Consider the following 24,210-nt stretch of genomic DNA (forward strand, 5'->3'; position numbering starts at 1 on the left):
CAAGGAACCTGTCTATGAACCAAGCCATTCGTTACGAAAAGGGCCAGGACCGGATCGTCCTCCTGACCGTCGACATGCCGGGCCAGAGCGCCAATACCATGAATGCGGTCTACCGCGAGGCCATGGCCGAGTGTGTCGCCCGCCTGGTGGCCGACAAGGACGACATCGCGGGGGTGATCATCACCTCGGCCAAGAAAACCTTTTTTGCCGGCGGCGACCTCAATGAGCTGATCAAGGTCGGCAAACCCCAGGCCAAGGCTTTTTTTGACAGGGTGCTCACGCTCAAGGGCCAACTGCGCACCCTGGAAACCCTCGGTAAACCCGTGGTCGCCGCGATCAATGGCGCGGCGTTGGGCGGTGGCTGGGAAATCTGCCTGGCCTGCCATCACCGCATCGCGCTGGACGATCCCTCGGTGCAACTCGGCCTGCCGGAAGTGACCCTCGGCCTGCTGCCGGGTGGCGGCGGGGTGGTGCGCATGGTGCGTATGCTGGGCATTGAAAAGGCCCTGCCGTACCTGCTCGAAGGTAAGAAGATTCGCCCGCAGCAGGCCTTGCAGGCGGGCTTGATCGATGAACTGGCGGTGGATCGCGAGGCACTGCTGAGCAAGGCGCGCAGTTGGATCATTGCCAACCCGGCGGCGGTTCAGCCCTGGGACGTGAAGGGCCATCAGATTCCCGGTGGCACACCGGCGAACCCGAAAGTCGCGCAAATGCTGGCGATTGCGCCGTCGATCCTGCGCAGCAAAACCCAGGGCACACTGCCCGCGCCGGAGAAAATCCTCTGCGCCGCGGTGGAGGGCGCCCAGGTGGATTTCGACACGGCGCACTTGATCGAAACCCGTTACTTCACCGAGCTGACCACCGGCCAGGTGTCGAAAAACCTGATCGGCACCTTCTGGTTCCAGCTCAACGAAATCAATGCCGGCGGTTCGCGGCCTCAAGGTTTCGCGCCTTATGTGACGAAAAAAGTCGGGGTGCTCGGCGCCGGGATGATGGGGGCGGGCATCGCTTTTGTCAGCGCGTCGGCCGGTATCGATGTGGTGCTCAAGGACATCAACCTGGCGGCGGCCGAGAAGGGCAAGGCGCACTCGGCGGCGTTGCTGGACAAGAAGGTGGCACGCCGGCAGATCAGCGCCGAGCAGCGTGAAGCCGTGCTGGCGCGCATCCATACCAGCGACAACGATGCCGAACTGGCGGGTTGCGACCTGATCATCGAAGCGGTGTTCGAGGACCGTGAGTTGAAGGCCAAGGTCACATTGGCCGCGCAACAAGTGGTGGGTGCGGATGCGGTGATTGCCTCCAACACTTCGACCCTGCCGATCAGTGGCCTGGCCACGGCGGTGCCGGACCCAGGCAAGTTCATCGGCCTGCATTTCTTCAGCCCCGTGGAAAAAATGCCCTTGGTGGAAATCATCAAGGGCGCCAGCACCAGCGACGAAACCCTGGCTCGGGGATTCGATTACGTCCTGCAGATCCGGAAAACCCCGATCGTGGTCAACGACAGTCGCGGTTTCTTCACCTCTCGGGTGTTCGGCACCTTCACCAATGAAGGCATTGCCATGCTGGGTGAAGGGGTTTGCGCGGCGATGATCGAGACCGAGGCGCGCAAGGCCGGCATGCCGGTCGGGCCATTGGCGATCTCCGACGAAGTTTCCCTCAGCCTCATGAGCCATATCCGCCAGCAAACCGCCAAAGACTTGCAGGCAGAAGGCAAGGCGCTGATCGAACACCCGGCCTACGCCGTGATCGACTTGCTGCTCAACGAGTACAAGCGTCCGGGCAAGGCCGCCGGGGGTGGTTTTTATGAATACCCGGCGGGTGGCCAAAAACATCTATGGCCGGAACTGAAAACCCGCTTCGAAAAGGCCGACGGGCAGATTTCGCCAAAGGATGTGCGCGATCGCCTGCTGTTCGTGCAAGCCATCGAGACCGTGCGCTGTGTGGAAGAAGGCGTACTGACCTCGACGGCGGACGCCAATGTGGGCTCGATCTTCGGCATCGGCTTCGCCGCCTGGACCGGCGGTGCACTGCAGTTCATCAATCAGTACGGGGTCCAGGACTTCGTCGCCCGCGCCCAGTATCTGGCCGGGCAATACGGCGAGCGCTTTGCACCGCCCGCGCTGCTACTGGAGAAAGCCGCCAAAGGGGAGGCGTTTTAGGGATAGGTGACACACTGCGGGGCTTGCCTTGTCACGGTGTTCAAGGCAGGCTCTGGGGTGTGCATTATTCCCATCATGTGTCAGGTATTTTTTATGTCGTTACGCATCTGCATTCTGGAAACCGACATCCTGCGTCCGGAATTGGTTGACCAATATCAGGGCTACGGGCAGATGTTCAAACACCTGTTTTCGCAGCAACCCATCGCCGCCGATTTCACCGTCTATAACGTGATGCAGGGCGAGTATCCCGGCGATGACCTGACGTTCGACGCCTACCTTGTGACCGGCAGCAAGGCCGATTCCTTTGGCACCGACCCGTGGATCGAAACCCTCAGGGCCTACTTGCTCAAGCGCTACGAGCGCGGCGACAAGCTGCTGGGCGTGTGCTTCGGCCACCAGTTGCTGGCGCTGCTGCTGGGCGGCAAAAGCGAACGTGCGACCCAGGGCTGGGGCGTTGGCACCCATAATTACAAACTGGCCGCCAAGGCGCCCTGGATGAGTCCGGTGCGCGAAGAGCTGACCCTGTTGATCAGTCACCAGGACCAGGTTACCTCGCTACCGGAAAACGCCACGGTCATCGCCTCCAGCGATTTCTGCCCGTTCGCCGCCTACCACATCAACGATCAGGTGCTGTGCTTCCAGGGGCATCCGGAATTCATCCACGACTATTCCCGGGCCCTGCTGGAAATTCGCCAGCAGGCGCTGGGCGAGCAGATTTATTCCAAAGGCATGGCCAGCCTGGAGCATGAGCACCACGGCACGACCGTCGCCGAGTGGATGATGCGTTTTGTGGCGCACAAGCCGGAAACCGTGTAGGAGCCTGGCTTGCCGGCGAACGCGGTGTGTCAGGCCGGTCGCCTTCGCTGGCAAGCCAGTTCCTACAGCGATTCTCACGAACGCCTCGGTCTCGCCTACAACCACCCCGACTTCTTGAAGCTCGCCCACAACCCCACACACCCCACCGCAATAAATCCCAGAACCCCGAAATATCCGTAATGCCAGGTCAACTCCGGCATGTTCTGGAAGTTCATCCCGTAGATCCCCGCCACCGCCGTCGGGAACGCCAGGATGGCCGCCCAGGCCGCGAACTTGCGTTGCACTACGCTCTGGCGTGAGGCCTCGAGCAAGACCCCGACCTCGATGGTCTGGCTGGCAATGTCCGCCAGGGTCGTCAGGTCTTCCATCTGCCGCGTCACATGAATCTGCACATCGCGAAAGTACGGGCGCATGTTCTTGTCGATGAATGGGAAGCTCAGCTTTTGCAGTTCTTCACCGATCTCCACCATCGGCGCCGCGAACCGGCGCAAGCGCAATACATCGCGGCGCAGGCTGTGGAGTTTTTGAATGTCGCGCTCGTTCAGTGAGCTGCACATGACGTTGCGTTCCAGCTCGTCGATCTGCGCATGGATGGCTTCGCCCATCGGCTGGTAGTTTTCAATGACGAAGTCGAGGATGGCATAGAGTACGAAATCTTCCCCGTGCTCCAGCAACAACGGACGCGCCTCACAACGCTGCCTTACATAGGCGTAGGACGCCGAATGACCGTTACGCGCGGTAATGATGTAGCCGTTGCCGGCAAAGATATGCGTCTCGATGAATTTGAGTTTGCCATCTTCCATGATGGGCGAATACGTGACGATGAACAGCGCATCGCCAAAGGTTTCCAGCTTCGGGCGGCTGTGTTTTTCCAGGGCGTCTTCAATGGCCAGTTCATGCAGGTTGAACTGGCGTTGCAGGTTGTACAGTTCCTCTTCATTCGGCTCTTCGAGGCCGATCCAGACGAAGTGCCCCGGCTTCGCAGCCCAGGCGGCGCCTTCGTCGAGGGTGATATTGGTGACTTTCTTACCAGCGCTGTAAACGGCAGCAGCAACAACTCTACCCATGATGTTGATTCACTTCTTCTTGGCAGCGTTCAGCTTAGCCTTGTCTGCTACCGGGAGTCAGTGAAATCTTGTAGGAGCCCGGCTTGCCGGCGAAGGCGCCCGTCCAGTCGTTGGGTTTATCGACTGGACGTGCTGCATTTTCAAGCAGCCTGCAGCTGCCGATCCATCGAATCGATGCACTCGCGCATCTGCTCGCGGCACTGGGCGATCAACATGGGCATGTCATCCAGGCTCAATCCCGCAGTAGGAATGGCCGGCAAGGAACGGATCAGAATTTTCCCACTGCGCCAGCGGTTCAATCGCATGTGTTTGACGTAACTGCTGACACACACCGGGACGATTGGCACCCCCGCCGCGATGGCCATCTGGAAAGCGCCTTTTTTGAACGGCAACAGCTCTTCGCCCAGATTGCGTGTGCCCTCCGGGAAAACCCAGATCGAAGTGTCTTCGTTTTGCAGGGTATGGGTGGTGGTCAACATCGACTGACGCGCCTTGTGCGCATTGCCACGGTCGATCAGCACATTGCCGGCCAGCCAGAACAACTGACCGAACAATGGCACCCATTTCAGGCTCTTTTTACCGATGCACACCGTACGGCGGGGTACTACATTGCCAAACACGAACAAATCGTAGTTGGACTGATGGTTGGCAATGATCACGCAGCTGTCGGGTTTATCCATCAATGGCCCGACGTCGGCTTTTACCCGCAGGCGCAAGATGCACATCGCCGGCCACGCATAGAGGCGCGCGCACAGGCGGCTGTTGTCCGGATTGAACGGGCGACACAGGCCTAGCACCACGCCCAGCACGCCCGCCACGATAAAGTGCAGGGCCATCAATGACATACGTAAAGCAAAGAGCATTTGCAGGCCCCACCGGGACAAAAGGTGGCGCAGTGTACGGATGTGCACTGTTTTCGGCAATTGCCACTATTGAGGCGGGAGATAGACGATGTTTGAGTACATGTTTCCGACTGACGGGTCAGACTTGTCCTAGAGCGCTCCCAGCGTTTTCAACGCAAAAGCCCGACACAACGGTCGGGCTCCTGGGTTACTGCAACATCGGGCTCAGCCCATATGTTCCTGATCCAGAATGATCGCGTTGTCCAGCGCTTCCAGCAGCGCCTTGCGCACTTTCAACTTGGTGTTCTTGTGGGCAATCATGTTGATTTTCTTCAACTGGCGAGCCGCCGCCAGCGCCGCGCCTTGCAGTTCTTCGGCCGCGACCACGACGTCCAGGTAACCGGCAGCCACGGCGCTTTGCGGGTTGAACATCTCACCGTTGACCACGGAACGCTGGAAGGCCGATTTGCCCAGGCGATCGCGGGCAATCTCGATACCGGCGTGGTGCATGGTCATGCCGATCTGCACTTCGTTCAGGCCAATGCTGAAGGGGCCATCGACACCCAGGCGGTAATCCGCCGACAGCAGCAGAAACGCACCCTTGGCGACCGCATGCCCAGGGCAGGCGACGACGACGGGGAAGGGGTGCGACAACAGGCGACGGGCCAGCGTCGAGCCGGATGTCACCAGCGACACCGCTTCCTTGGGGCCGGAGGTCATCACCTTCAGATCGTACCCGCCCGACAGAATCCCGGGCTGACCGGTAATGATCACCACCGCGCGATCAGTCACCGCCTGATCCAGCGCAGCGTTGAACGCCGCAATCACGTCCGGAGAGATGGCATTGACCTTGCCGTTGCTCAAGGTCAGGGTCGCGATACCGTCTTCGAGGTGGTAGGTAATCAACTCACTCATGACGCTAATCCTTTCAATAAAGTAGGGCAGAAGTTACTCACCACCATCGGCAAGGTAAAGCGCCATGACTGACTCGCCAGTCACCCTTTACCCGCTCGGCCAGCGTCACCCGGCACGCCTGCTGCGTATCGCCTGCTATATAGAGGTGGGGTGCCAGGCCGGAGATTGGCCGGTTTGCCATTACCCTGGGCAACCAAAAACACCCAAGCGCCTTAAGCGCATGAAAATTCTCAAAAAAATGTTTGCCAACAGAAAAGCTTTCGACTACATTAGCGCGCCTCGACAGACAGAACATGTTTGAAGAGATACGGTGAAGTGTCCGAGTGGCTTAAGGAGCACGCCTGGAAAGTGTGTATACAGGAAACTGTATCGAGAGTTCGAATCTCTCCTTCACCGCCACATTCTGAAAAGCCCCGCAAATCAATGGTTTGCGGGGCTTTTTCATTTCCGATTGTACTACTCGGTTGTACCACTCATCACATCCCGCCTTCCGGCGCTCCGTTATCCACAGGGCGTTGCCGTTTCTCCCTCGCATACCCCAAGCATCTCCTAGACCCCTACCGTTGATCCGATCACGCCCCCAGCCATGTCACGCTCTGTGCTTTGCCTGCACCTACCGTTCGTCAGGTAATGTGCGGCAGTTGGTTAACCAGAATCGCCTACAATCCAAGCAGGGCATGGGTTTCATCATTGTAGCTATCGAAAATTGTCTTCTAATAGCGAAAAAGATGTTGCATTAATGTGCAAATAGTGCTTGACAGGTAGCCAGTATGTGGTACAATTAGTGCAGGAGGGGTGGTTGGAGAGATCCGACCCCGCTCCGTTCGGTGACTGGCGTTTCCACACAGACCGAACAGCCGCCCTAATCCATTTGGTGGAGGGCTCCAGTGTCCAACCGGTGATATGGCTACAAACTTGGTAGAGGCGGGTGGTGCCGTACCTCGACGCTACGCCGCAAGTGTTAAGGATTAATCTACCAGCGGCACAAATTCGCAACACCATCGAACCAAAGACAACGATGTACTTGAGCGGATACAGAGCCCCAAACTCTGTATCCGTTTTCTTTGTTTGTAATTCCGTTCCACCCCACATACCCAATCACCCATATTCCATAGGAGAACATATGGCCGTAGTTATTCGGCTGTGTAAGCACTGCTGCACGCCATTCCCAAGTAAGACCCAGCGAGCGTTGTACTGTTCGCAGACATGCAACAAAGAGTTCCACCGCTCCAAGAAGCGCCAGCTAATCAACCTCGACAAGATCAACCCACAGCCACAGGAGGAAAAACATGAACAGGATTCTAACGCATAAAGAACGAATGGCACGCTATCAGGCCCAGCCACAGGTTACATTGAACTACCGCAAGGAAGAGTCTCGCCCATATTCGGTTATCAACCTTCAGGACATGTACTACGATCTTCTGGCGGTGTTCAACAAGCACATGGATGGAGTGGCGGGGCAAGAGCGTTCGGAGTTCGCTAGCATCGTCCGTGCACTTGTAACTTGCTACCTTGATGAATCCAATGATGGAAAGAGTCCGCGTGTGTTAGATAACGCTGTACACAGTTCCGTTGTTGCCAAACTCATTCGCGAAGAGCTGTGCCGCTTGGTTGGGCTCTATGTGCCAGAGGGTGGAGAGGGCAGCGTAGAAGAACACAGCCTTATCCTGAAAGAACGACAACAACTGGCAGATGCTGCATATGCTGAATGCCGTGTTAAACATCCGGGTATGACAATCGATATGACGGACCTGGCCTCTGCTGAAGCCTTGTTGAAGTCTCTCGGCTTTATTAAACAACAAGAGGAACAAACAGATGACATCAGTTGAAGAGCAGCGTGTAGCTGCCACTGCTGAGCAAATCCGAGCGTATATCTACCGCAACTGCCACAAGATGAGTGCTAGCGAAATAGCCGATGCTCTGGGCGTACACATCAGAGTGATCGACCTGTACTACCCACGTAAATCGCGTTAACGCATACACATTCAATACACACCCAAAAGGAGGGCAACCCACAACATGAGAGAGAATACCAATGTCAAACTACATCGTGATCCACCAAGCATCATCCCTAATCGTTAACGTCACCACCTCAACAGAACCTCCGACTGACAATCACAACTTCCGTTTCATCAAAGTATCGGACGCGGTACTAACCAAATTCTTCAAGCTAGCAGGCAGGAAGAACCGCAACGGCGCTCTTGTGTCTGTTGGTGAACTAGCGAATGTGTCACCAGCCTTCTTGGAATCATTGGGTTAAACACCCGTAAAAACACCTACCCCTACCTAGGGTACAGGGTCGCTGTTTTACCTCGCTGTAAGCCCCGTATTTCGGGCATCTAAAACACCAATATCGCCATATCACAGCCTATTCCTGGCCTTGGCATCCTATCGCCCATCATTCGGGCAAACAACATCTATGGAGTAAACAAAACATGACACAACAAGTATTGAAAACCGTTACCGCACAACACATCCAAGCCGCTAAGGATGAAGCCAAACATTTATACATGCAACGTGTGGAGGGCCATGGTGTGGACTTCCAAGGTCAAGCAGATGAATCAGGTAATTTGCCACGTCGTTGGATGCGTGGTGCCATCGTTGAGTTCGTCGCCTCTCATGGTGTAGATGAGCTTTTGGACTTAGTGTTGGCAAAGATGGGTGAAGGTTGGACACGCTCTAGCACCCCGACCTATTGCGTTAGCTCAACATTCTTCAATGTCTGGCTGATGAAGCCTGTTGATCAGCAAGAGGAAGACTTGAAAGCGTTGTACGCAGAAGCTGAAGCCAAGTTGCGTGCAAGAGTCGCACACGAGAACGAAGAAATTGTAGAGCGAGAAGTGCAACTCCAGTTGGCTAATGCAGCACGCAAGAAGGCCGAGCAAGAAGCCAAGGAAGCAGAAGAGACAGCAGCAACCATTCGCAAAGAAGTGGAAGCTGCTCTTGGCGTAACTCGTGCGGCTGTCCGTGCAAGTCTGAAAGGAAGTAAATAATGAAGGGGTCGTTAGACAATCATTTATCAAAGTTGTACGTGTATCCGAGTCGTAACGCTTTTGTGTTATCCGGCGAAACTGATATGCGAGCTTGCTGTAAGAGCATGAGAGAGCGCCTGAGGCGTTTGCTGCCAACAGTTGAATATCACGCTGTTTGGCTTCGCATAGATAATGGCGTTTTATTGTTTGTCGCTGGTCCTAGTATCCTTGAGCGTATTCTGTCGAGTATGTTTCAAGAGTCGGAGCATCTATACAGTGGGACTGGCCGCCAAGTCATTCGTGACTTCGTGCATCTAGCGTTAGAGACTCAATATGTGCCAGTTGTTGGGCTGCGTCGTTATGGGGCATCTCGCTCATGATTGCAGATAACATCGCCAAGCTCACGGGCCTATTAAACTTCCAAGTTGATTTGTCAGGGTTGCAACGATTCAACGCCAGCTTGACCCAAGTTGAACAGCGTATGAAACGTATGTCGGCTCAGGCTGATGCACTTGCCAAGAAGCTTGGAGTTGCCCCGAAGGAACAGGCACAGAAACAAAATGCCTCAATACGCCATTCCTTGAACCGAGAGCTACAGTTGGAAACGGCTGTAGCTAAGGCCAAGCGATACACGTTTGCAGCGGAACTAGCCCAACAGAAGTTGCAGTTTGCCGGGGCCAAGCAGAATGCATTCTTCGCTACACAGGCTATCAAAGATAAACAGGCTGCTGCTGTAGCTGATGCAAAGGCCCACAAGGCCAACTTAGAACGGTTAAAGGCTCAAGGCCAAGAGATTAAGAATTCATCTTCTCTGGCAGCCGCTAAGGCCCGTCAGGCAGGGTTAGAGCAAAGGCTAGCCCAGCAGCAGGTTAAGACTTCGATCATGCAACAGAAGCACGTACAGAGCCTCACAGCCACACAGCGTGTTGAACTCGCATTGAATGAAGCCCGTGAAAGAGGGATGAGGGCTGCCCACAAGTTCCAAGCATCCCAACAACAGGCCAAATTGCGTGAGCAACGACAGACAGAGGCACACCAGCAACGGACCGAACGGTTTAACTGGGCAGCATCCCGCCAGAGCCACTGGGAAGCCAACCGAAACGCCCCAGCCAAGAGTGCTGACTTCGGCCTTGGTTCGTTCTCAATCGCCCTGGGAGTCGCTGGAGCTGCGTTGTACACGCTAATAAGTGCCATGGCTTACGCCAACGAACGAATCAAGCAGCGCCAGACAGACGCCAGCACAGCGGAACAGTTTAATACAGCTCTGGAAACCAGTGGTGGAAAGAACCCGCTTAACCAGAAGTACAGCCGTGACAAGTTTGTTGAGATTAGCAACAAGTACGGTATGGAATTGTCTGTGGAGTCGGCCAAGGTGTATGCGAGCTTCGTTCAAGGTCAGATTGCCATTGGCAAGACATTGGAACAGGCCACCAAGATCTATGAAGATCAGAGTGCTGTGTTCCGTGCTGCTGCGTTGGACAAGGAGCAACAGAAGCGTGCTGCGTATCAACTTACCCAAATTCGCGCGAAAGGGCGTCCCGAAGGGTCAGACGTAAACGACCTGTTTGATGCCATTGGTGGACCTGTCGCCAGTTCCATTAGGCAAGCTGCTGCAACACGGTTGAAGTTCAAGGGCAAAACTGAGGAACAGGCCGGTTGGTTCAAGGCCCAAGTGACCAAGGGGAACATCCTCGCTAAAGACTTTGATCAGGGTATGGCGAACTACCTGAACGCCAACCAAGATGTTCTAGCCAAACAGATGAAGAGCATCGATGCTGATCAAACCCGTGCTGATAACGTCAAGTACATGAACCAGAACGAGATTAACAGCAGTGATGAGTTAAAGGGTGTCATTCACGAACGGATTCAAGCGGAGCGTGAACTTGCAGAAGCCATGAAGCCGGTTAATGCCGCATTGCTGGATATGGATATTGGGTTAACCAAGTTCAAGACGGCTCTAGTACGATTCATCACTGGCAAAGATGCTGACGGAACAGAGAAGACACCAGAGCAGCGAGCTGCTTCCCTCGCTACTGCTGGCGGTGCTGATGGAATCATTACGCTTCCCAATCAGAACGCAACTCCACAAACGGAACAGATGCGTCTAGACGCCCACGCTGCTGATCCTATTAGCAAGCTGTGGAACTGGATGTTTGATGGTAAAGACCCCAAGGCAATTGCCGAAGAAAATCGAACTCGCTGGGCTGATGTGAAGGTTCCAGAGAAAGACCTGTTAGGGTTGAATCAAGTTGCAATGAAGTTGGAGAACGTATTCAAGGAGCTTGATGCTGGTGATATGGCTGATGGGCAACTTCGTAGATTCCGCCCTGATGCGTTGCAAACATTTGATGCTGCATCAGCAATGAAACGTGCACAGGCAACTTCCGAGGTGAGTTATCCAGTAAGTTTGAAGGATGCACCTGGCCCTACGAAAGAAGTTGTCACGAACAACATTACAGTACCAGCGGTGACAGTGAATGTTACAGCCAAGACTGATGCGTCTGCCGAAGACATTGCCAAGTTCTCTCAGGATGCGTTTAAACAGGGACTCTCTCAGGCACTACAAACAACCAACACCCAACTTGGTGCCGAGACAGAATAACAGCCTGTGCAAACAGGCTTTCCACAATTAACCAAGGAGTCGTAATGAGTCCGATAATCAAGGCGGTGGTATTCGCCTGCACGCTTTTAGGCTTCGTAGTGTTCGCCGTAGATACGGCAGAGACATATGCCAGAGTATCAGCAGCAAAGTTGGTCTTAGAGCACCGCAACCAAGTACAGCACCAGTTTGCTGATGAGCGAGAACAAATCAAGTCATTCGTGATGACAACAGTTGAACGTGAAGTCAGCAAAGCCATGCACAACCAAACCAAATAACACCACATCAAACACAAGGAATTACACATGACATATGAAACAGTAACAGATGTAACGGTCGATGACCTGTACCGAGCACTCGCCAGATTCGGCACGCTGCAAGCTGCCGAGATGGGCTATTTCCACGCCCTAACTGGCACCGACAGTAACCCGATTCTATTCCGAATCACTGTGCCAGTCGTAGGCGACGTAGAAGCCCCAAATGGACCAACTTATGCCAGAGGCACTATCAGCTATGCCGACAAAGGTTTAACCACTCCACCGAAGCTCCTGGGAGTAGTGGAAGGGGTTTCACCTGATCACACTTCAAGTTTCAATCTGACCAACATCACTGCGACAAGCTGTGATTACACAGTCCGCCAGAACTCAACATCAGCCAGCGTTAACCCGCTTCCGCTAAACGGATCATTCACCATTATCGCGTTGAGTTAAACCGTGGCTACACACAAACAAGGACACGCCTACTGCAACTATCTTTGATAGTGGTGCCGCTACCGTGTAAGCCACGTTCCATAAGGGTTAAAGCCTAATTTGGTGTCCTATTTAAATGCGACAGCATTTCAAACAACACAGGAGAAACAAGTGAACACAATCTACAGCAATGCCGCTGAAGCTATGGCGGTTGCATACGCCATGGCGAGAGCGAGCGGTAAACGAGTCTGGCGGCATGCCGTCGAGACTAAGTACGGGGTAACACGTTGGATACTGTCATTCGACAGCAATCCTGAGAGTGCACTACAGGGGCTTACAGCATGAAGAATTACACGTGCATGTGCTGTTCACATGTCTTCGCCAGCAAGAAGTTCAAACCGTTTTGTTCGCCAGTATGCCGACATGCCAGCGACTCATCATTAAAGAAATCACATTCAGTCAACCCAGAGGGGACACAACATGACCACCGCAACACAAACAACAAAGACTAAGAACACGCGTCAATCACGCTACTGCAAGAACCCAGAGTGCAAGAAGCAATTCAAAGTAGCTCCAGCATCTAAGAAGCTTTACTGTAAGGCTGGATGTTCCACCAAGGTCCAAAACAAGAAGCGCCCTCGTGTTAATCGGATCGACAAAGCCAGACGCACGCCGTTCTTCTTCTATCTCGCCAGAGAGTGTAAGCGTGCCCAGACTCTGCAAGTGTTAACAGGGCATACCGTTGAGTCGTTAGTGTCGTTATACGAGGTTTGGAAGTATTCATTCAAGGCTAACAGCTACGGTGAGCGCCGTGACTTCGAAATTTCCCACATCGCCTGTGTTGAAAGTCCAACCACCCTTGGTCTGTTGTGTGCGGAGAACCTGTGTGTCGCTCCTAAAAGTTTGAATAAGGCTCACGGTACACAGTATTTCGGTCACGGTAAGAAGATCAGCCGAACAAGCATTCTGCCAAAACATCACATCTATGCTGATGAGCCAGAAGGTGAAGTGCTTGACCGGGTGATTGCATACCTAGGCGAAGAGGTGGTTGATGATCTTGTTCGTATTGCCAAGCTTCAACCCTCCCAGAGAAGCAAGCACTTGGATTGGCTGAGTGACAACCTAGACCCAGCTAACCCAGAACATCGGAAGCACATCGCCGCATTGCCGGACATGACAACGGTAGCTCTGTCGAACTTGAAGAATCAGTTGCAAGACAAGCTCGGAAATACGTTTGCCATCAAGCGGTATACGTTCAAACCATTCGATGTTTTGTATCACGAACTGGAGCGTCACGTGAAATACCGTCCAGAGCTACAGGAAGTGTTTGATGAAATCAAACGGCTCAACGAACTGAAGACCTATAAGAATTCCTGGGCCATTGAAGCATCTGAAGAGCGAGCGCTGTTCGACCTGTTACACGGCAAGTCAGTTGGAGATGTGCAAGACGCTCTTGATTCCCTGTTAGACCGAAACACCCCTGTCATCGACTACGACACTATCAACGCTTATGGCGGTGACTTCGTACCAGAGGTCTTGGAGCGTATCCCAGCGTATGCACCGATCACTTTCCCAGTGCGGAAGGTGGTTGTGCAGGTTGCCCCGGCAAGAGTGTTGGCGACCTTGAGCATCATGCTCGACAGTGAAGCCCCAGATAATGATTATCGTCGTCCGATGGTTGCCCCAGTGTGGGAAGCAACACCAGATCTGCCACCGTTCTGATACATCCGTTTGAGCCCTGCCAGCAATGGTGGGGCTTTCTGTTGCCCAGAGAAACGTAACACGCCTACTGCAACTATCTCTGATAGTAGTGCTTCGACGAGGCAGCATCGCTACAGGCCTTATAAACCGGGGCCTCCAGCCATATTGACCCCCCTAAAAGTGTCCTAAAACCAAGGGCGATCAACCCGGTGAAAGCAGCTACAATGCCGCCAAATCATCAGGAAGGACGCTGCCCCATGGCGAAGAAGGACGGGAAAAAAAGTAAGCAAGGTCAGCAGAAAATTCCACGGGACCACTACGTGTACGGACAAGTGATAGAGAACGTCTCGTCGCTCACGTTGGAATATGATCCAAAGACCCAGCAGCTGAATATTCCTGAGATTGACCCAAGCAGCATTCGTCGCCAGATCACGCACAAGCGAGAGGGTAAAGATGACAAGGTCCTTTATTCTGCCCCGGCCAACGACTTCTCGATGTCTCTGAGCGATTTCGCTGAGCTGGAGACGCGCTTCGATTACCTGATGGCCGTTGACACCAATACGCTTGTCGAGATTCATCAGGGGTACAGGGTGAGCGTTTGCAGCATTTACGTGGTGAAGGAGCATCTACGCTCGCTAGGGTCAGACATCCATTACGACCACCATGCTAGCTACATCATCTTGAACACAGACCATGAAGCCAAGAATGAACCTGTTGGATGGCACTTAGCGATCACTAGGAGTCTTGATCCGCTCTTCGTTGAAAGCTGGAAAATCGGGATGATCGTAGACAGCGAGCTGGGCAAGCACGTTGACATTAACTCTGGCAAGGAACCGTACTATGGGGAGTTCTACCTGCCGCCTTGCTTGAAGTTCTTGTATGCTTCCAGTGATAAATCAGCGACGTACGCGAACAGCATGATTCGCCTCTGTGATACCGCTGCCACGATGGTACTGGAGGAATTCAAGCGTATCGGCATTGCTGATGTGCTCAAGCACAGGCCAATCGAGATCGGGACGGCACTCTGCTTTCCAGTCATCGCCACTCCGCCAGAGAAAACCTCTCGATAACCCTCCTTTTACCCTCCGAAACCCTAGCGTTTATCACGCGGTTGACCTGGAGCAGATGAGAGCCCATGGGTACAGCCCGCATTCCACGGGCCTTCCCGCTTTGGATGGTTAAGCTTTTCGCTTCCAGTGCGTGAGATTGGAGTTTTTGCACCAGAATTTCACATTACGCTCATCATCTTCAAATTCGTGCAGGGCAGGTGCCCAAAAAACGGGTCAAAAAGGTGTGTTATCATTTTGTCAAGCGAAATCGTAATTATCCGACTTTCGGTGATCGACTCCCTCGCTTTGAGACGACATATGAACCTGTACAAAGACGCTTTGAACGCCCTCGTTGTTGCACCACTGGATGCAGTCGATGAAACCTCCACACCCAGCTACGCCACCATCAAGGAGCTGAGAGACGCGGGACATGTCACCGCCCTCTACAGTGGTGCTGACGATGGCGATAGCTTCATGAACATCGCAATCACACTCCGTGGCCGCCGCTTCCAGTCTGAGCTGAACGCTAACGCCTAACCCGGTAGGAATCGCAGCCCGAGCCTGATCAACAACGGCTGCTCCACTGGTATCAACAATCGACCGTCAAACGATACGTTCCAGACAGACGGTATTTGGTATCGTTTAAATAGGCTTCTTGGATTATCGATACGCTGGTACACTGATACCACGTTAAACGATGCCAAGGAGATTCCCGCCATGTCCCGCACATTCCTCTACTGCCGTGTCAGCACCGCCCTGCAATTCACTGAGAACCAAGTGCAAGAAGTGAAGGCCGCTGGCTTCGATGTGCAGGCAAGCCGTGTAGTTGAAGAAACCGTGTCAGGGAGTGTTGCCGCAAAGGAACGCCCCGGCTTCCAGAAGCTCTTGGAACGCATGGAGAGTGGTGACGTGCTAATCGTGACCAAGCTCGACCGTCTCGGTCGTAACGCCATGGATGTACGCCAAACCGTTGAGCATCTGGCCGCTACCGGCATCCGTGTTCACTGCTTGGCTCTGGGTGGCGTAGACCTGACATCGCCAGCAGGCAAGATGACCATGCAAGTGCTGGGGGCTGTGGCTGAGTTCGAACGTGACCTTCTGATTGAGCGTACACAGACTGGTTTGGCTCGTGCCAAGTCAGAAGGTAAGAAACTGGGCAGACCTGAAGCCCTCGACACAACGAAGGATGTACTCCGTTGCAAGGCTGAAGACATGACGCAGGCACAGGCAGCTAAGGCGCTGTCACTGGGTATTGCCACCATCAAGCGTCACTGGAACAAGGGTTGATAAGCCCGCGCTCTGCCGTTCTACAGGGTCATTCTAGTGACCCTTCGTCACACCTTTGACCCAGAGAAAGCACCGTTACAGGCTGGTGTGTAGTGGGTGCTGTAGAGCCTCACAGACTGCTCCAGAAGGGCGGAAGATTTATTTTAGAATTAAGAACGATTCTCATGTAGGCAGCAGTAGCCTTGCTCATCACTTCGGCGGTTTCTGAGCAAATCTCATACAATCGCCACGCTCGCCCGGCGTGGGCAGTGCCCGTCTTCGCTGGATGCAGTACGACACGCCGGGTGAGTCCCATCATTATTTTCTGGCTGGCGTACAGATCGACCCCCACCCCATGCATGTCTGTCCGAAACGGCGGGCCAAGATCCTGTGGAAAACGGCCTTGGTCACTTGCAGGGGTAGGCGTCTTTGAGTGCCATGTTAATCAGTGTCGAGGCCTCCAACTGGAGCAGCTTTGGGTTCTCTTTTAGGAACTGGACGACGATCCTTATTCCCTGTCCGTACTGGATGCCTCCGTCGGGCATGCATGGCCGATACCGCACTAAAATTTCATCTGAGTGGACGGAGAGCATGTCCATGACACCGGTCACTTGTCCCATGCAGTAGCCAACATTGAAGCCCGGATTCCCCTTATCTGCTCCGTCCATCATGCGCACGGCTGCTTGGCACTGCCCGAGTAGTTGATTTCCGTCTGCCATCGCCTGACCACTTGCCAGCGCCCCCACTAGTGCCACAGCACCGATCCATGCCTTCATGATGTCTTCCTTCTAGGTGAATGGGGCATGTTACCGGGTGCAATGGCGGGCTGCCATCAGGTCACACGTTCGTCCTGGAGCAAAATGCTGCGCCGGGGACTCGTGCAACGTCCAGCAAACACGGGGTGCAAATGGGCACCCTTCGCGCAGAATTAACGACCTAATATGTATACCGTAGGGGATCGCTCGCAGAGTGATGCACGTACAGCGTGAGCTGTAAGCGGTATGCACGGTTAGCGTGAGCTAACGACTGGATTCCCTTGTGAACGGAGTTCAACGTAGTAGTAGTCACGTTGAGTAGGTCAAGACATTCATTAATCATCATCACAACAACCTAGGGGTGATCCTGCCTTGAGCTTCGCTCACCGGTAGTCCTATTGAATGCTCACGCATTCGGGTGTGCACACTCCAGACAAGAGCAAAGGCAGAAGCGAAGCGGATTGTGGGTGATTGTTAATGGATGTTCGTCTGATCGAAGATCGAAGGTGCTACGTCCTACGCTGGGTACTGTTGAAAGCGTGCGCTTTCGGTTGATCCCTTCTACGTGTATCCCTGTCTACAGCTCCGCTGTGTGTTCACCCTTCGCAGAGTGCGAGGGTGCCCCACCGGTATACATATTAGTGCCGTAATTCAGCGCAGCGATGCACCTTCATTCCCCCGTAATCATTGGGGTTCGTCTGAGGTGCTGGCGCGGGGTTGGTCTAGTGATGGGAGTTTGGAGATCGCTGCCAGCTTCTGAGCTGTACTCGCGCCCTTTGAATACACGTCATGCGTCACTGAGCCGGTTTCGTGTCCAACCAATTCCTTCGTCAAGGCATCTGGCACATCAGCCCTGATCAGTTCGGTTACCACGGTGTGACGAATTCCATGAAAGACGTGGCGGTCGCTGAATCCTGCTTTCTTACGCAGCCTTCCGAACGCCTTGGAAGCTGCATGGGAGCGCTTGCCATACTTGTCACCTGAGTCTGTGGGGATCAGGTACGTGTCTGTGGTGTCTTCGCATAGGCGCTCAACGATGGGCAACAAGCTCGGATGGATCGGCAAGACACGCTTGCTCGCCTTGCTCTTGCTCTTCGGGAAATCGAAGCACCGGATGCCATCGACAGTGATCACGCTGTTTTTGCTGAGCTGGCAGAGTTCTTCGATCCTGGCCCCGGTGTACCAGCCAAGTGCGATGAGGTCTGCCAGCGGCTTGTCTTTGTTATCCAGAGCGGCTTGATGCAGTTTGAGGGTATCGTCCCTCGTGTAGATTTCTCGATCTTGCCCGGCTAGCTCAGACCCACCGCCCTGTGGCAGCTCATGTCCCACGAATGGATTTACCTTGTCCTTGTACTCATCGCGCAATGCCGCATCGTACTTCGTTGCCCACTTCCAGAACGCAGTGCCCGCCATGAGGTACTGACCTAACGTCGCTGGCGCGCGATCCAACGACTTCAGCCATGCGTCTACCGTGTCGAAGTTGAGGGGCAGTCCCTCTTTCTTCAAGAAGGCTGACAGCCGTTCCATCTTGCCCACTTGCTGATCGATGTGTTTCGTGTTGGTGCTGCGAGCCTCCCTGAACTCACGGAAGGCTTTCACTCGTGCAGGGGTGATGGGCGATCTGGCCTTGTAGCTTGCTGGATCAGCAATCAATGCGTCAGCTTCAGCTTCTTGCTCTGGTGATACCTGATACCCGCTTGTGAGCTTGGCCTTCGCCAGCAGTTTTGAAAACACCCCTAGGTCTTCAATGAATCTGAAGTCACCTCTGGGTTGTTGTTCCCTCACTCGATGGATGTCGACGAGTATCGATGTAATTTCAGGACCGAGTTTCGCGAACGCCTCCAGTTCTCGGTCTGTAACTTCAGCCGTGTCGTCCACCACGCCCCGCATCGCATCCATTTGAGACTGGGTGACGAGCTGATCGATGTCGTGCAATCTCGTGAGGAAGTTGTCTTGCCAGTCGGCTGGCATTGGTGTGCCTTCACGAGCTGCCTTGATCTGAGCCTTCCACGCCGCGAGGATGGGCAGGCGTGCATCCATGGCTACCTTCCGTAGCCCGGTCTTCAGTGACTTGATCAACACCTTGGCGCCAAGCTTATCCTGCACATCAGCCGGGACTTGCAGCCGGACATACCAAGTGGATTCGCCTGCCTTCTGGATGAGGTTGTCTGCCATGTGAGCGCCGTGGAGGGGGAGTGGTACAGCGGATTGTACTACTCGATAGTACTACTATGCACGCTGAAAGCCCCGGAATAAGGCGGTTGTTGGTCGAAAAGGTCGATTAATTCGAATCTCTCCTTCACCGCCAAATTCGATGTAAACAGAACCCCTGGTTTCGAGAGAAGCCGGGGGTTTTGTGTTTTTTGGCGTGTCATTTACATATACACCGCGCAACTGCGACAGATAACCGAGCAAAGGTAATTCCTAAATTCCCGTAGGAAATGAGCTGGGCGTGTAGGACGTCATGCTGGAGAGTCGGGTGGATAACTGCTTTCATAGGGACTTGCTACTTGAAACAAGTCGTCTTGGAAAAGGGTATTGGTTTTATGTTTTCCGGGTGAAAATAAATGACAGCACCCAACGCGCCCACTCCAGGATGGAAAGGTACCCGCCATGCAGGAATTCACCATGAAGCAGGCCGAACTTGAAAAGGTTCATGTGGAAATCGTCAAGCTGATGGCTGAGCAGCGCAAGCTGAACGCCGAAGCGGGCAAGATGACCCGTGAAACCTTTTGGTACCCGGTGGCGGTGGCCACCGGACTGATTGGCACGGTAGCCACCGTCACTGCGGTACTGGTGAAGTTGCTCTGACGCTATTCGATCGGTCTGTCCGGGGGGGCACGGCCAGATCCGACCTGCACAACAAGGACATCCCATGATCACGACGACCACCCACACAATCGAAGGCCGCCACATCACCGCCTACCTGGACATCGTCAGCGCCGAGTCGGTGCAGGGCGTCAACCTTGTCCGCGACCTTTTTGCCGGTATGCGGGATATTTTCGGCGGGCGTTCCCAGACCCTGGAGCGGGCGTTGCAAGAGGCACGTAGCCAGGCCACCGACGAGATCAGGGAGCGAGCGCGGGCACTGCAGGCGGATGCGGTGGTGGGGCTCGATTATCAGATCAGCATGCCATCAGGAAAGGGCGGCATGGTGGTGGTTTTTGTATCCGGAACGGCAGTCAGACTGAAGTGAAAGTTCCTGCCCATTCGTCGGGCATTCGCTGATCCGAACTACAAGTCCGTTAATGACCGGCTAGTCTCAAAATCCTTGGTGATCGATATTTTTCGTGCAAAGGGCTTGCCGGTGTCGATCCCGCTTTTGAGAGGGGTGAAGCGATGACTGAACCGTATATCGAAGACGACGGCGCAGAATATCCGATCAACAACTACGTTCAGTGCGGCCAGACGGAGTACGTGGCCAGCTTCGGCGAAGACCAGGTCAAGGTCCTCAAGATCAAGACCAAGGCTTGTCGAGTGTTGAAGGGGAAATTCCTACCCAAGCTAAGGGAATCGGCCAGGCAGTAGTAAATGTACCCGCGAGCAAACCCCGTCATCGAACGGGGTTTTTTGTGCCCGGAATGTGAACGAATATTTAATCTGGATTATTTTCACAAACTTTTCACAAGGCCCTACGTAGGCTCAACTCATCCGTTAGAAGCAACACCCTGCCCGTTCCCCAGCGGGCTTTTTTTTGCCTGCGATAAAACCTTTCCCAAAATTGCTGTCCAACCGTCGCCTATAACGAGGTTGAGCGCGCGCATGTCTGGACTTTGTCTCCTCTAAAGCATTCAATCTCGCCCCTTTGAGTTTCATCCCTATTTTTTTGAGGTTTCTGTCATGCGTTTCACACTGCCTGCTCTGGTTCTGGGTCTTCTGGTTGCTCAAGGTGCAATGGCCGGCGACGGCACTGCCGCCGTTGGTGGTGGCCTGGGTGGCGCACTGGGTAACGTCGTTGGCCAGAGCATGGGCGGCAGCACCGGTGCCGCGATTGGTGCCGGTGTCGCTGGCGCAGCCGGCAGTGCGGTTGCCGCCAAGAAAGGCCACCGTACCAGCGCTGCCATCGGTGGTGGCGTTGGCGCTGCCGGTGGTTCGGTGATCGGCAACAGCCTGGGTGGCAAGACCGGTTCAACCATCGGCGCAGGCCTGGGTGGCGCCCTGGGCGGCGGCGTCGGCAGCAACCTGGCCAAAGGTCACAAGCGTCACTGATCCCGAAGGATCTCACGCAAAAGCCCGGCTTGATGCCGGGCTTTTGCGTTTTGAACGTTTCTGCCGTTTGCGCCTCGAATGCTCCATACCCCCGATAAAATACGAGGCGTGCCATGACCCCGAAAACCAAAGGCAATGAAGTGCGATACCCAGGTACTCGACGCTTGACGTTGCCGGCGCTTGTTTTTGGATTGTTTCTGTCACCGTTCGCGCTGGCGGCAGGCGACGGTACTGCCGCCGTTGGCGGTGGACTTGGTGGTGCATTGGGCAATGTGGTTGGCGGACAAATGGGCGGCAGCACAGGCGCCGCCATTGGTGCCGGTGTCGGCGGCGCCGCCGGCAGTGCGGTCGGCGCACCCAAGGGCAGCCGCACCGAGGCCGCGATTGGCGGTGGATTAGGTTCGGCAGGCGGTTCGGTGATCGGCAACAGCCTGGGTGGCTCCACCGGCTCGACCATTGGTGCTGGCCTGGGTGGCGCAGCCGGTGGTGCGGTGGGCAACAATCTGGGAAGCGACGATGGCGGGTCCCATTCCGGTGGCGGCCATAAACATAAAAACAAACATAAGAACAAGCATCACTGACGGGCATCGCTCAGCGACGTAACCGATGGTCTCCCTGATCGAACCTGACGATCACCCATCCCTCCAACGGTCAGGGCCTGGCTTTCAGGCCCGTTGAGAGGTGTCACATGAACGCTGATCCAAAAGTCTCCGACATCGACGAAACCCCCGAATACCCCCTGCCTTCGCCCACCGATTCGCTGAGTCGGGACCAGCGTCCGCCCGATGACGAGCCCGGCGTCGAGCAGGTTCCCAACGATGATCTCAAGCGCACGGATTCTGATGTCGAAGCAGACCCGAGCGATCCGGACATCGCCGGGGAGGATGCCTCCGGCGAGCCAAGCTGATCGACGTCGGGTGCGAGACCGCCTGTCGAATGAGCGGCAACCATGCCAACACATCGTTGCCAGACATAAGGTATGCAACTCGTAAAGGAGACGCACCATGATCAGGTCAAGATGGATGGCCCTGACAGTGGCCGGTCTGTTGTCGCTCGGGTCCGGCATGGCATTTTCCCAGTCCTCTGGCAATGATGCACCCATCGACAAAGGCGGGATGCCACCGTCCACTGAAATGAATGCAGGCTCTGGCCCGGAAAATGCGCTGCCGCCTGGCTCCATCAACAATGGCAATGCAGGCGATGCCAATGGGAGCAGCACCCGCCCGGAGACGAAAAGCGGCTCGACCAGCGGTGGCAATTCGATGGGGAGCGGTTCTGGGAGTGGGTCTGGAGGATCAGGTAATTCTACCGACGGGACCACAGCGCCCGCGGATGGCGGGACTGGCAAAAAAGCGGGCGGTTAGCCTGCCAAAAGAATCTACAGCAGTGAACTGACGAGCCCGGCGATTTGCCGGGCTTTTTGCGTACTCCTCCGTTGCTCTTGGTAGCGGCTGCTCGTTATGCTGCTGAAACCTTTAATCTGTCGCGGAGCCGGCCGTACTGAGCCGCCTGGGATGTCATGAAAACGGATCAGATGCGATGAATTCACTGTGCAAAGAATTCGGCCCGATCAAGGCCGTGATTTTCGATATGGACGGCCTGCTGCTGGACACCGAGGGGATCTACACCGAAGTCACGGCGACGATTGCCGCGCGCTATGGACGCACGTTCGACTGGAGCGTCAAGCAGAACATCATCGGCCGTGGTGCCGGTGATCTGGCGCGCTATGTGGTGCAGGCGCTTGACTTGCCGATCAGCGCCGAAGAGTTCCTGGTGATTCGCGAGCCGCTGATGCGCGAGCGTTTTCCTGCTGCGCAGGCGATGCCGGGTGCGGAACAACTGGTCCGGCACTTGAAGGCGCATAACATTCCCATTGCGGTGGGTACCAGTTCCTCGAGCCAGTCGTTCGGCCAGAAAACCACCTTGCACCGCGACTGGTTCGCCTTGTTCGACTTCATCGTCACTGCCGATGATCCAGACGTCGGCGCGGCCAAACCGGCGCCGGATATCTTCCTGACGGCAGCGCGACGCCTGGGTGTGGAGCCACAGGATTGCCTGGTGTTCGAGGATTCGCCGTTCGGTGTCACGGCAGCCAAAGCGGCGGGGATGACGGCGATTGCGATTCCGGATGCGGCGATGGCTGACGAAAAATACGCCCATGCCGACGGTATTCTTCGTACGTTGAAGGCATTTATACCGGATGCCTGTGGCCTGCCTGCACTTGAGTGGACCTGATGACATTAACTGTGGGAGCGGGCTTGCTCGCGAAAGCGGTGTGTCAGCCCACGTCAATTTCGACTGACACTCCCTCTTCGCGAGCAAGCCCGCTCCCACAGTTTGATTGCATTCAATTCATCAGGCGCCAAAACCACCGTCGATGGTCAGGCTCGCGCCGGTGATGTAGCCGGCTTCGGGGCCGACCAGGTAGGCGACGAAACTGGCGATCTCTTCGGCTTTGCCGTAACGCCCCACTGCCATCAATGGAATCAGGCTGTCAGCGAAGTCGCCGTGGGCAGGGTTCATGTCGGTATCGACCGGGCCCGGCTGCACGTTGTTGATGGTGATGCCTTTGGGGCCGAGGTCGCGGGCCAGGCCCTTGGTCAAGCCGACCAGCGCCGATTTGCTCATGGCGTACGGGCCGCCACCGGCGAAGGGCATGCGGTCGGCGTTGGTGCTGCCGATGTTGATGATTCGACCGCCTTCGGTCATGTATTTGGCGGCAGCCTGGGTGGCGATGAACACGCTGCGTACGTTGATCGCCAGGGTCTGGTCGAAGTCTTCGAGTTTGAAATCTTCCAGCGGTGCAACGGCCAGCACGCCCGCGTTGTTGACCAGGATATCCAGCTGACCAAAGGCCTCTACGGTAGCCGTTACGGCGCTGCGGATGGCCTCGGCGTCGGCGCTGTCAGCCTTGATCGCCAGGGCTTTGCCGCCGGCGTTGGTGATGCTGTCTTGCAGTTCCTGGGCCTTGGCCGTGGAGCTGACATAGGTAAAGGCGACAGTCGCGCCTTCAGCGGCCAGGCGTTTGACAATGGCAGCGCCGATACCGCGGGAACCGCCCTGGATCAAAGCCACTTTGCCACTGAGGTTCTGAGTAGTCATATCGATCTCCAAAGTCCCGAGGCGAGATGTCCCGGTTGATGGAGCCTAGTATCGATTCAGGATTGCACG

General features: G+C 55.1%; 25 protein-coding genes and 1 tRNA gene. 20 read left to right on the plus strand and 6 right to left on the minus strand.

Annotated features, from left to right (window positions below):
* Positions 1-14: 14 nt before the first annotated feature.
* On the plus strand, positions 15-2,159 hold the full coding sequence (locus tag ACM6I6_RS23830; protein ID WP_323607078.1) for a 3-hydroxyacyl-CoA dehydrogenase NAD-binding domain-containing protein: 2,145 nt from the start codon (positions 15-17) through the stop codon (positions 2,157-2,159).
* Between the two features lie 93 nt (positions 2,160-2,252).
* Positions 2,253-2,975 carry an amidotransferase gene (locus ACM6I6_RS23835; RefSeq protein ID WP_274073138.1) on the plus strand — a complete coding sequence of 241 codons (723 nt, stop codon included), beginning with the start codon at positions 2,253-2,255 and terminating at the stop codon, positions 2,973-2,975.
* A 95-nt stretch (positions 2,976-3,070) separates the two neighbouring features.
* Here the strand turns inward: ACM6I6_RS23835 and ACM6I6_RS23840 are convergent, their stop codons facing one another.
* The 3 genes from ACM6I6_RS23840 to ACM6I6_RS23850 form a co-directional block, all read right to left on the minus strand.
* On the minus strand, positions 3,071-4,042 hold the full coding sequence (locus ACM6I6_RS23840; RefSeq protein WP_274073139.1) for a magnesium and cobalt transport protein CorA: 972 nt from the start codon (positions 4,040-4,042) through the stop codon (positions 3,071-3,073).
* A 140-nt stretch (positions 4,043-4,182) separates the two neighbouring features.
* Complete coding sequence (locus ACM6I6_RS23845; protein ID WP_274073140.1) at positions 4,183-4,905, minus strand: lysophospholipid acyltransferase family protein; 723 nt, start codon at positions 4,903-4,905, stop codon at positions 4,183-4,185.
* 204 nt (positions 4,906-5,109) lie between these two features.
* Positions 5,110-5,799, minus strand: coding sequence for a crotonase/enoyl-CoA hydratase family protein (locus tag ACM6I6_RS23850; protein ID WP_274073141.1), 690 nt, complete (start codon positions 5,797-5,799; stop codon positions 5,110-5,112).
* Between the two features lie 64 nt (positions 5,800-5,863).
* Here ACM6I6_RS23850 and ACM6I6_RS23855 point away from each other — a divergent pair, with 64 nt between their 5' ends.
* The 11 genes from ACM6I6_RS23855 (at position 5,864) to ACM6I6_RS23905 (ending at position 16,096) form a co-directional block, all read left to right on the plus strand.
* Positions 5,864-6,100: a hypothetical protein gene (locus ACM6I6_RS23855; RefSeq protein WP_414920790.1), complete on the plus strand. Its 237-nt coding sequence runs from the start codon at positions 5,864-5,866 to the stop codon at positions 6,098-6,100.
* An 8-nt stretch (positions 6,101-6,108) separates the two neighbouring features.
* Positions 6,109-6,198: transfer RNA gene (locus ACM6I6_RS23860), tRNA-Ser, on the plus strand.
* Between the two features lie 890 nt (positions 6,199-7,088).
* Positions 7,089-7,628 carry a hypothetical protein gene (locus ACM6I6_RS23865; RefSeq protein WP_414920791.1) on the plus strand — a complete coding sequence of 180 codons (540 nt, stop codon included), beginning with the start codon at positions 7,089-7,091 and terminating at the stop codon, positions 7,626-7,628.
* 606 nt (positions 7,629-8,234) lie between these two features.
* A complete protein-coding gene (locus ACM6I6_RS23870) occupies positions 8,235-8,792 on the plus strand; it encodes a hypothetical protein (RefSeq protein WP_414920792.1) in 558 nt (185 codons plus the stop codon).
* Positions 8,793-9,147: 355 nt separating this feature from the next.
* A complete protein-coding gene (locus ACM6I6_RS23875) occupies positions 9,148-11,373 on the plus strand; it encodes a hypothetical protein (RefSeq protein WP_414920793.1) in 2,226 nt (741 codons plus the stop codon).
* A 44-nt stretch (positions 11,374-11,417) separates the two neighbouring features.
* On the plus strand, positions 11,418-11,648 hold the full coding sequence (locus ACM6I6_RS23880; protein WP_414920794.1) for a hypothetical protein: 231 nt from the start codon (positions 11,418-11,420) through the stop codon (positions 11,646-11,648).
* Positions 11,649-11,675: 27 nt separating this feature from the next.
* The gene (locus ACM6I6_RS23885) at positions 11,676-12,080 is read left to right on the plus strand and encodes a hypothetical protein (RefSeq protein WP_414920795.1); all 405 of its coding nucleotides are present in this window, start codon (positions 11,676-11,678) and stop codon (positions 12,078-12,080) included.
* A 459-nt stretch (positions 12,081-12,539) separates the two neighbouring features.
* The gene (locus ACM6I6_RS23890; RefSeq protein ID WP_414920796.1) at positions 12,540-13,781 is read left to right on the plus strand and encodes a hypothetical protein; all 1,242 of its coding nucleotides are present in this window, start codon (positions 12,540-12,542) and stop codon (positions 13,779-13,781) included.
* 236 nt (positions 13,782-14,017) lie between these two features.
* On the plus strand, positions 14,018-14,830 hold the full coding sequence (locus ACM6I6_RS23895; RefSeq protein ID WP_414920797.1) for a hypothetical protein: 813 nt from the start codon (positions 14,018-14,020) through the stop codon (positions 14,828-14,830).
* 297 nt (positions 14,831-15,127) lie between these two features.
* Positions 15,128-15,346, plus strand: a complete 219-nt coding sequence (locus ACM6I6_RS23900) for a hypothetical protein (protein WP_414920798.1) — start codon at positions 15,128-15,130, stop codon at positions 15,344-15,346.
* Positions 15,347-15,526: 180 nt separating this feature from the next.
* Positions 15,527-16,096: a recombinase family protein gene (locus tag ACM6I6_RS23905; protein ID WP_414920799.1), complete on the plus strand. Its 570-nt coding sequence runs from the start codon at positions 15,527-15,529 to the stop codon at positions 16,094-16,096.
* A 386-nt stretch (positions 16,097-16,482) separates the two neighbouring features.
* Here ACM6I6_RS23905 and ACM6I6_RS23910 read toward each other — a convergent pair whose 3' ends face one another.
* Together ACM6I6_RS23910 and ACM6I6_RS23915 are read right to left on the minus strand one after the other, a co-directional pair.
* Entirely contained in the window at positions 16,483-16,851 is a 369-nt protein-coding gene (locus tag ACM6I6_RS23910) for a Rap1a/Tai family immunity protein (RefSeq protein ID WP_414920800.1), read from the minus strand.
* 663 nt (positions 16,852-17,514) lie between these two features.
* On the minus strand, positions 17,515-19,005 hold the full coding sequence (locus tag ACM6I6_RS23915; RefSeq protein ID WP_414920801.1) for a tyrosine-type recombinase/integrase: 1,491 nt from the start codon (positions 19,003-19,005) through the stop codon (positions 17,515-17,517).
* Positions 19,006-19,458: 453 nt separating this feature from the next.
* Between ACM6I6_RS23915 and ACM6I6_RS23920 the strand changes: the two genes are divergently transcribed.
* From ACM6I6_RS23920 to ACM6I6_RS23950, 7 genes are all read left to right on the plus strand, one after another.
* Entirely contained in the window at positions 19,459-19,641 is a 183-nt protein-coding gene (locus tag ACM6I6_RS23920) for a hypothetical protein (RefSeq protein ID WP_274073285.1), read from the plus strand.
* A gap of 64 nt (positions 19,642-19,705) precedes the next feature.
* Entirely contained in the window at positions 19,706-20,026 is a 321-nt protein-coding gene (locus ACM6I6_RS23925; protein WP_274073156.1) for a YbjQ family protein, read from the plus strand.
* A gap of 143 nt (positions 20,027-20,169) precedes the next feature.
* Positions 20,170-20,358 (plus strand): hypothetical protein, encoded by a 189-nt coding sequence (locus ACM6I6_RS23930; RefSeq protein ID WP_274073157.1) that lies wholly within the window; start codon positions 20,170-20,172, stop codon positions 20,356-20,358.
* A 312-nt stretch (positions 20,359-20,670) separates the two neighbouring features.
* On the plus strand, positions 20,671-21,039 hold the full coding sequence (locus ACM6I6_RS23935) for a hypothetical protein (RefSeq protein WP_047531564.1): 369 nt from the start codon (positions 20,671-20,673) through the stop codon (positions 21,037-21,039).
* 113 nt (positions 21,040-21,152) lie between these two features.
* Positions 21,153-21,620 carry a glycine zipper domain-containing protein gene (locus ACM6I6_RS23940; protein WP_274073158.1) on the plus strand — a complete coding sequence of 156 codons (468 nt, stop codon included), beginning with the start codon at positions 21,153-21,155 and terminating at the stop codon, positions 21,618-21,620.
* A 107-nt stretch (positions 21,621-21,727) separates the two neighbouring features.
* Positions 21,728-21,946 (plus strand): hypothetical protein, encoded by a 219-nt coding sequence (locus ACM6I6_RS23945; RefSeq protein WP_274073159.1) that lies wholly within the window; start codon positions 21,728-21,730, stop codon positions 21,944-21,946.
* Between the two features lie 632 nt (positions 21,947-22,578).
* Positions 22,579-23,274 carry an HAD-IA family hydrolase gene (locus ACM6I6_RS23950; protein WP_274073161.1) on the plus strand — a complete coding sequence of 232 codons (696 nt, stop codon included), beginning with the start codon at positions 22,579-22,581 and terminating at the stop codon, positions 23,272-23,274.
* 120 nt (positions 23,275-23,394) lie between these two features.
* Here ACM6I6_RS23950 and ACM6I6_RS23955 read toward each other — a convergent pair whose 3' ends face one another.
* Positions 23,395-24,141: a 3-oxoacyl-ACP reductase family protein gene (locus ACM6I6_RS23955; protein ID WP_323628418.1), complete on the minus strand. Its 747-nt coding sequence runs from the start codon at positions 24,139-24,141 to the stop codon at positions 23,395-23,397.
* Between the last annotated feature and the right edge of the window lie 69 nt (positions 24,142-24,210).

This window comes from Pseudomonas sp. IT-P218, from assembly GCF_949767605.1.
GTDB lineage: Bacteria > Pseudomonadota > Gammaproteobacteria > Pseudomonadales > Pseudomonadaceae > Aquipseudomonas > Aquipseudomonas putida_AE.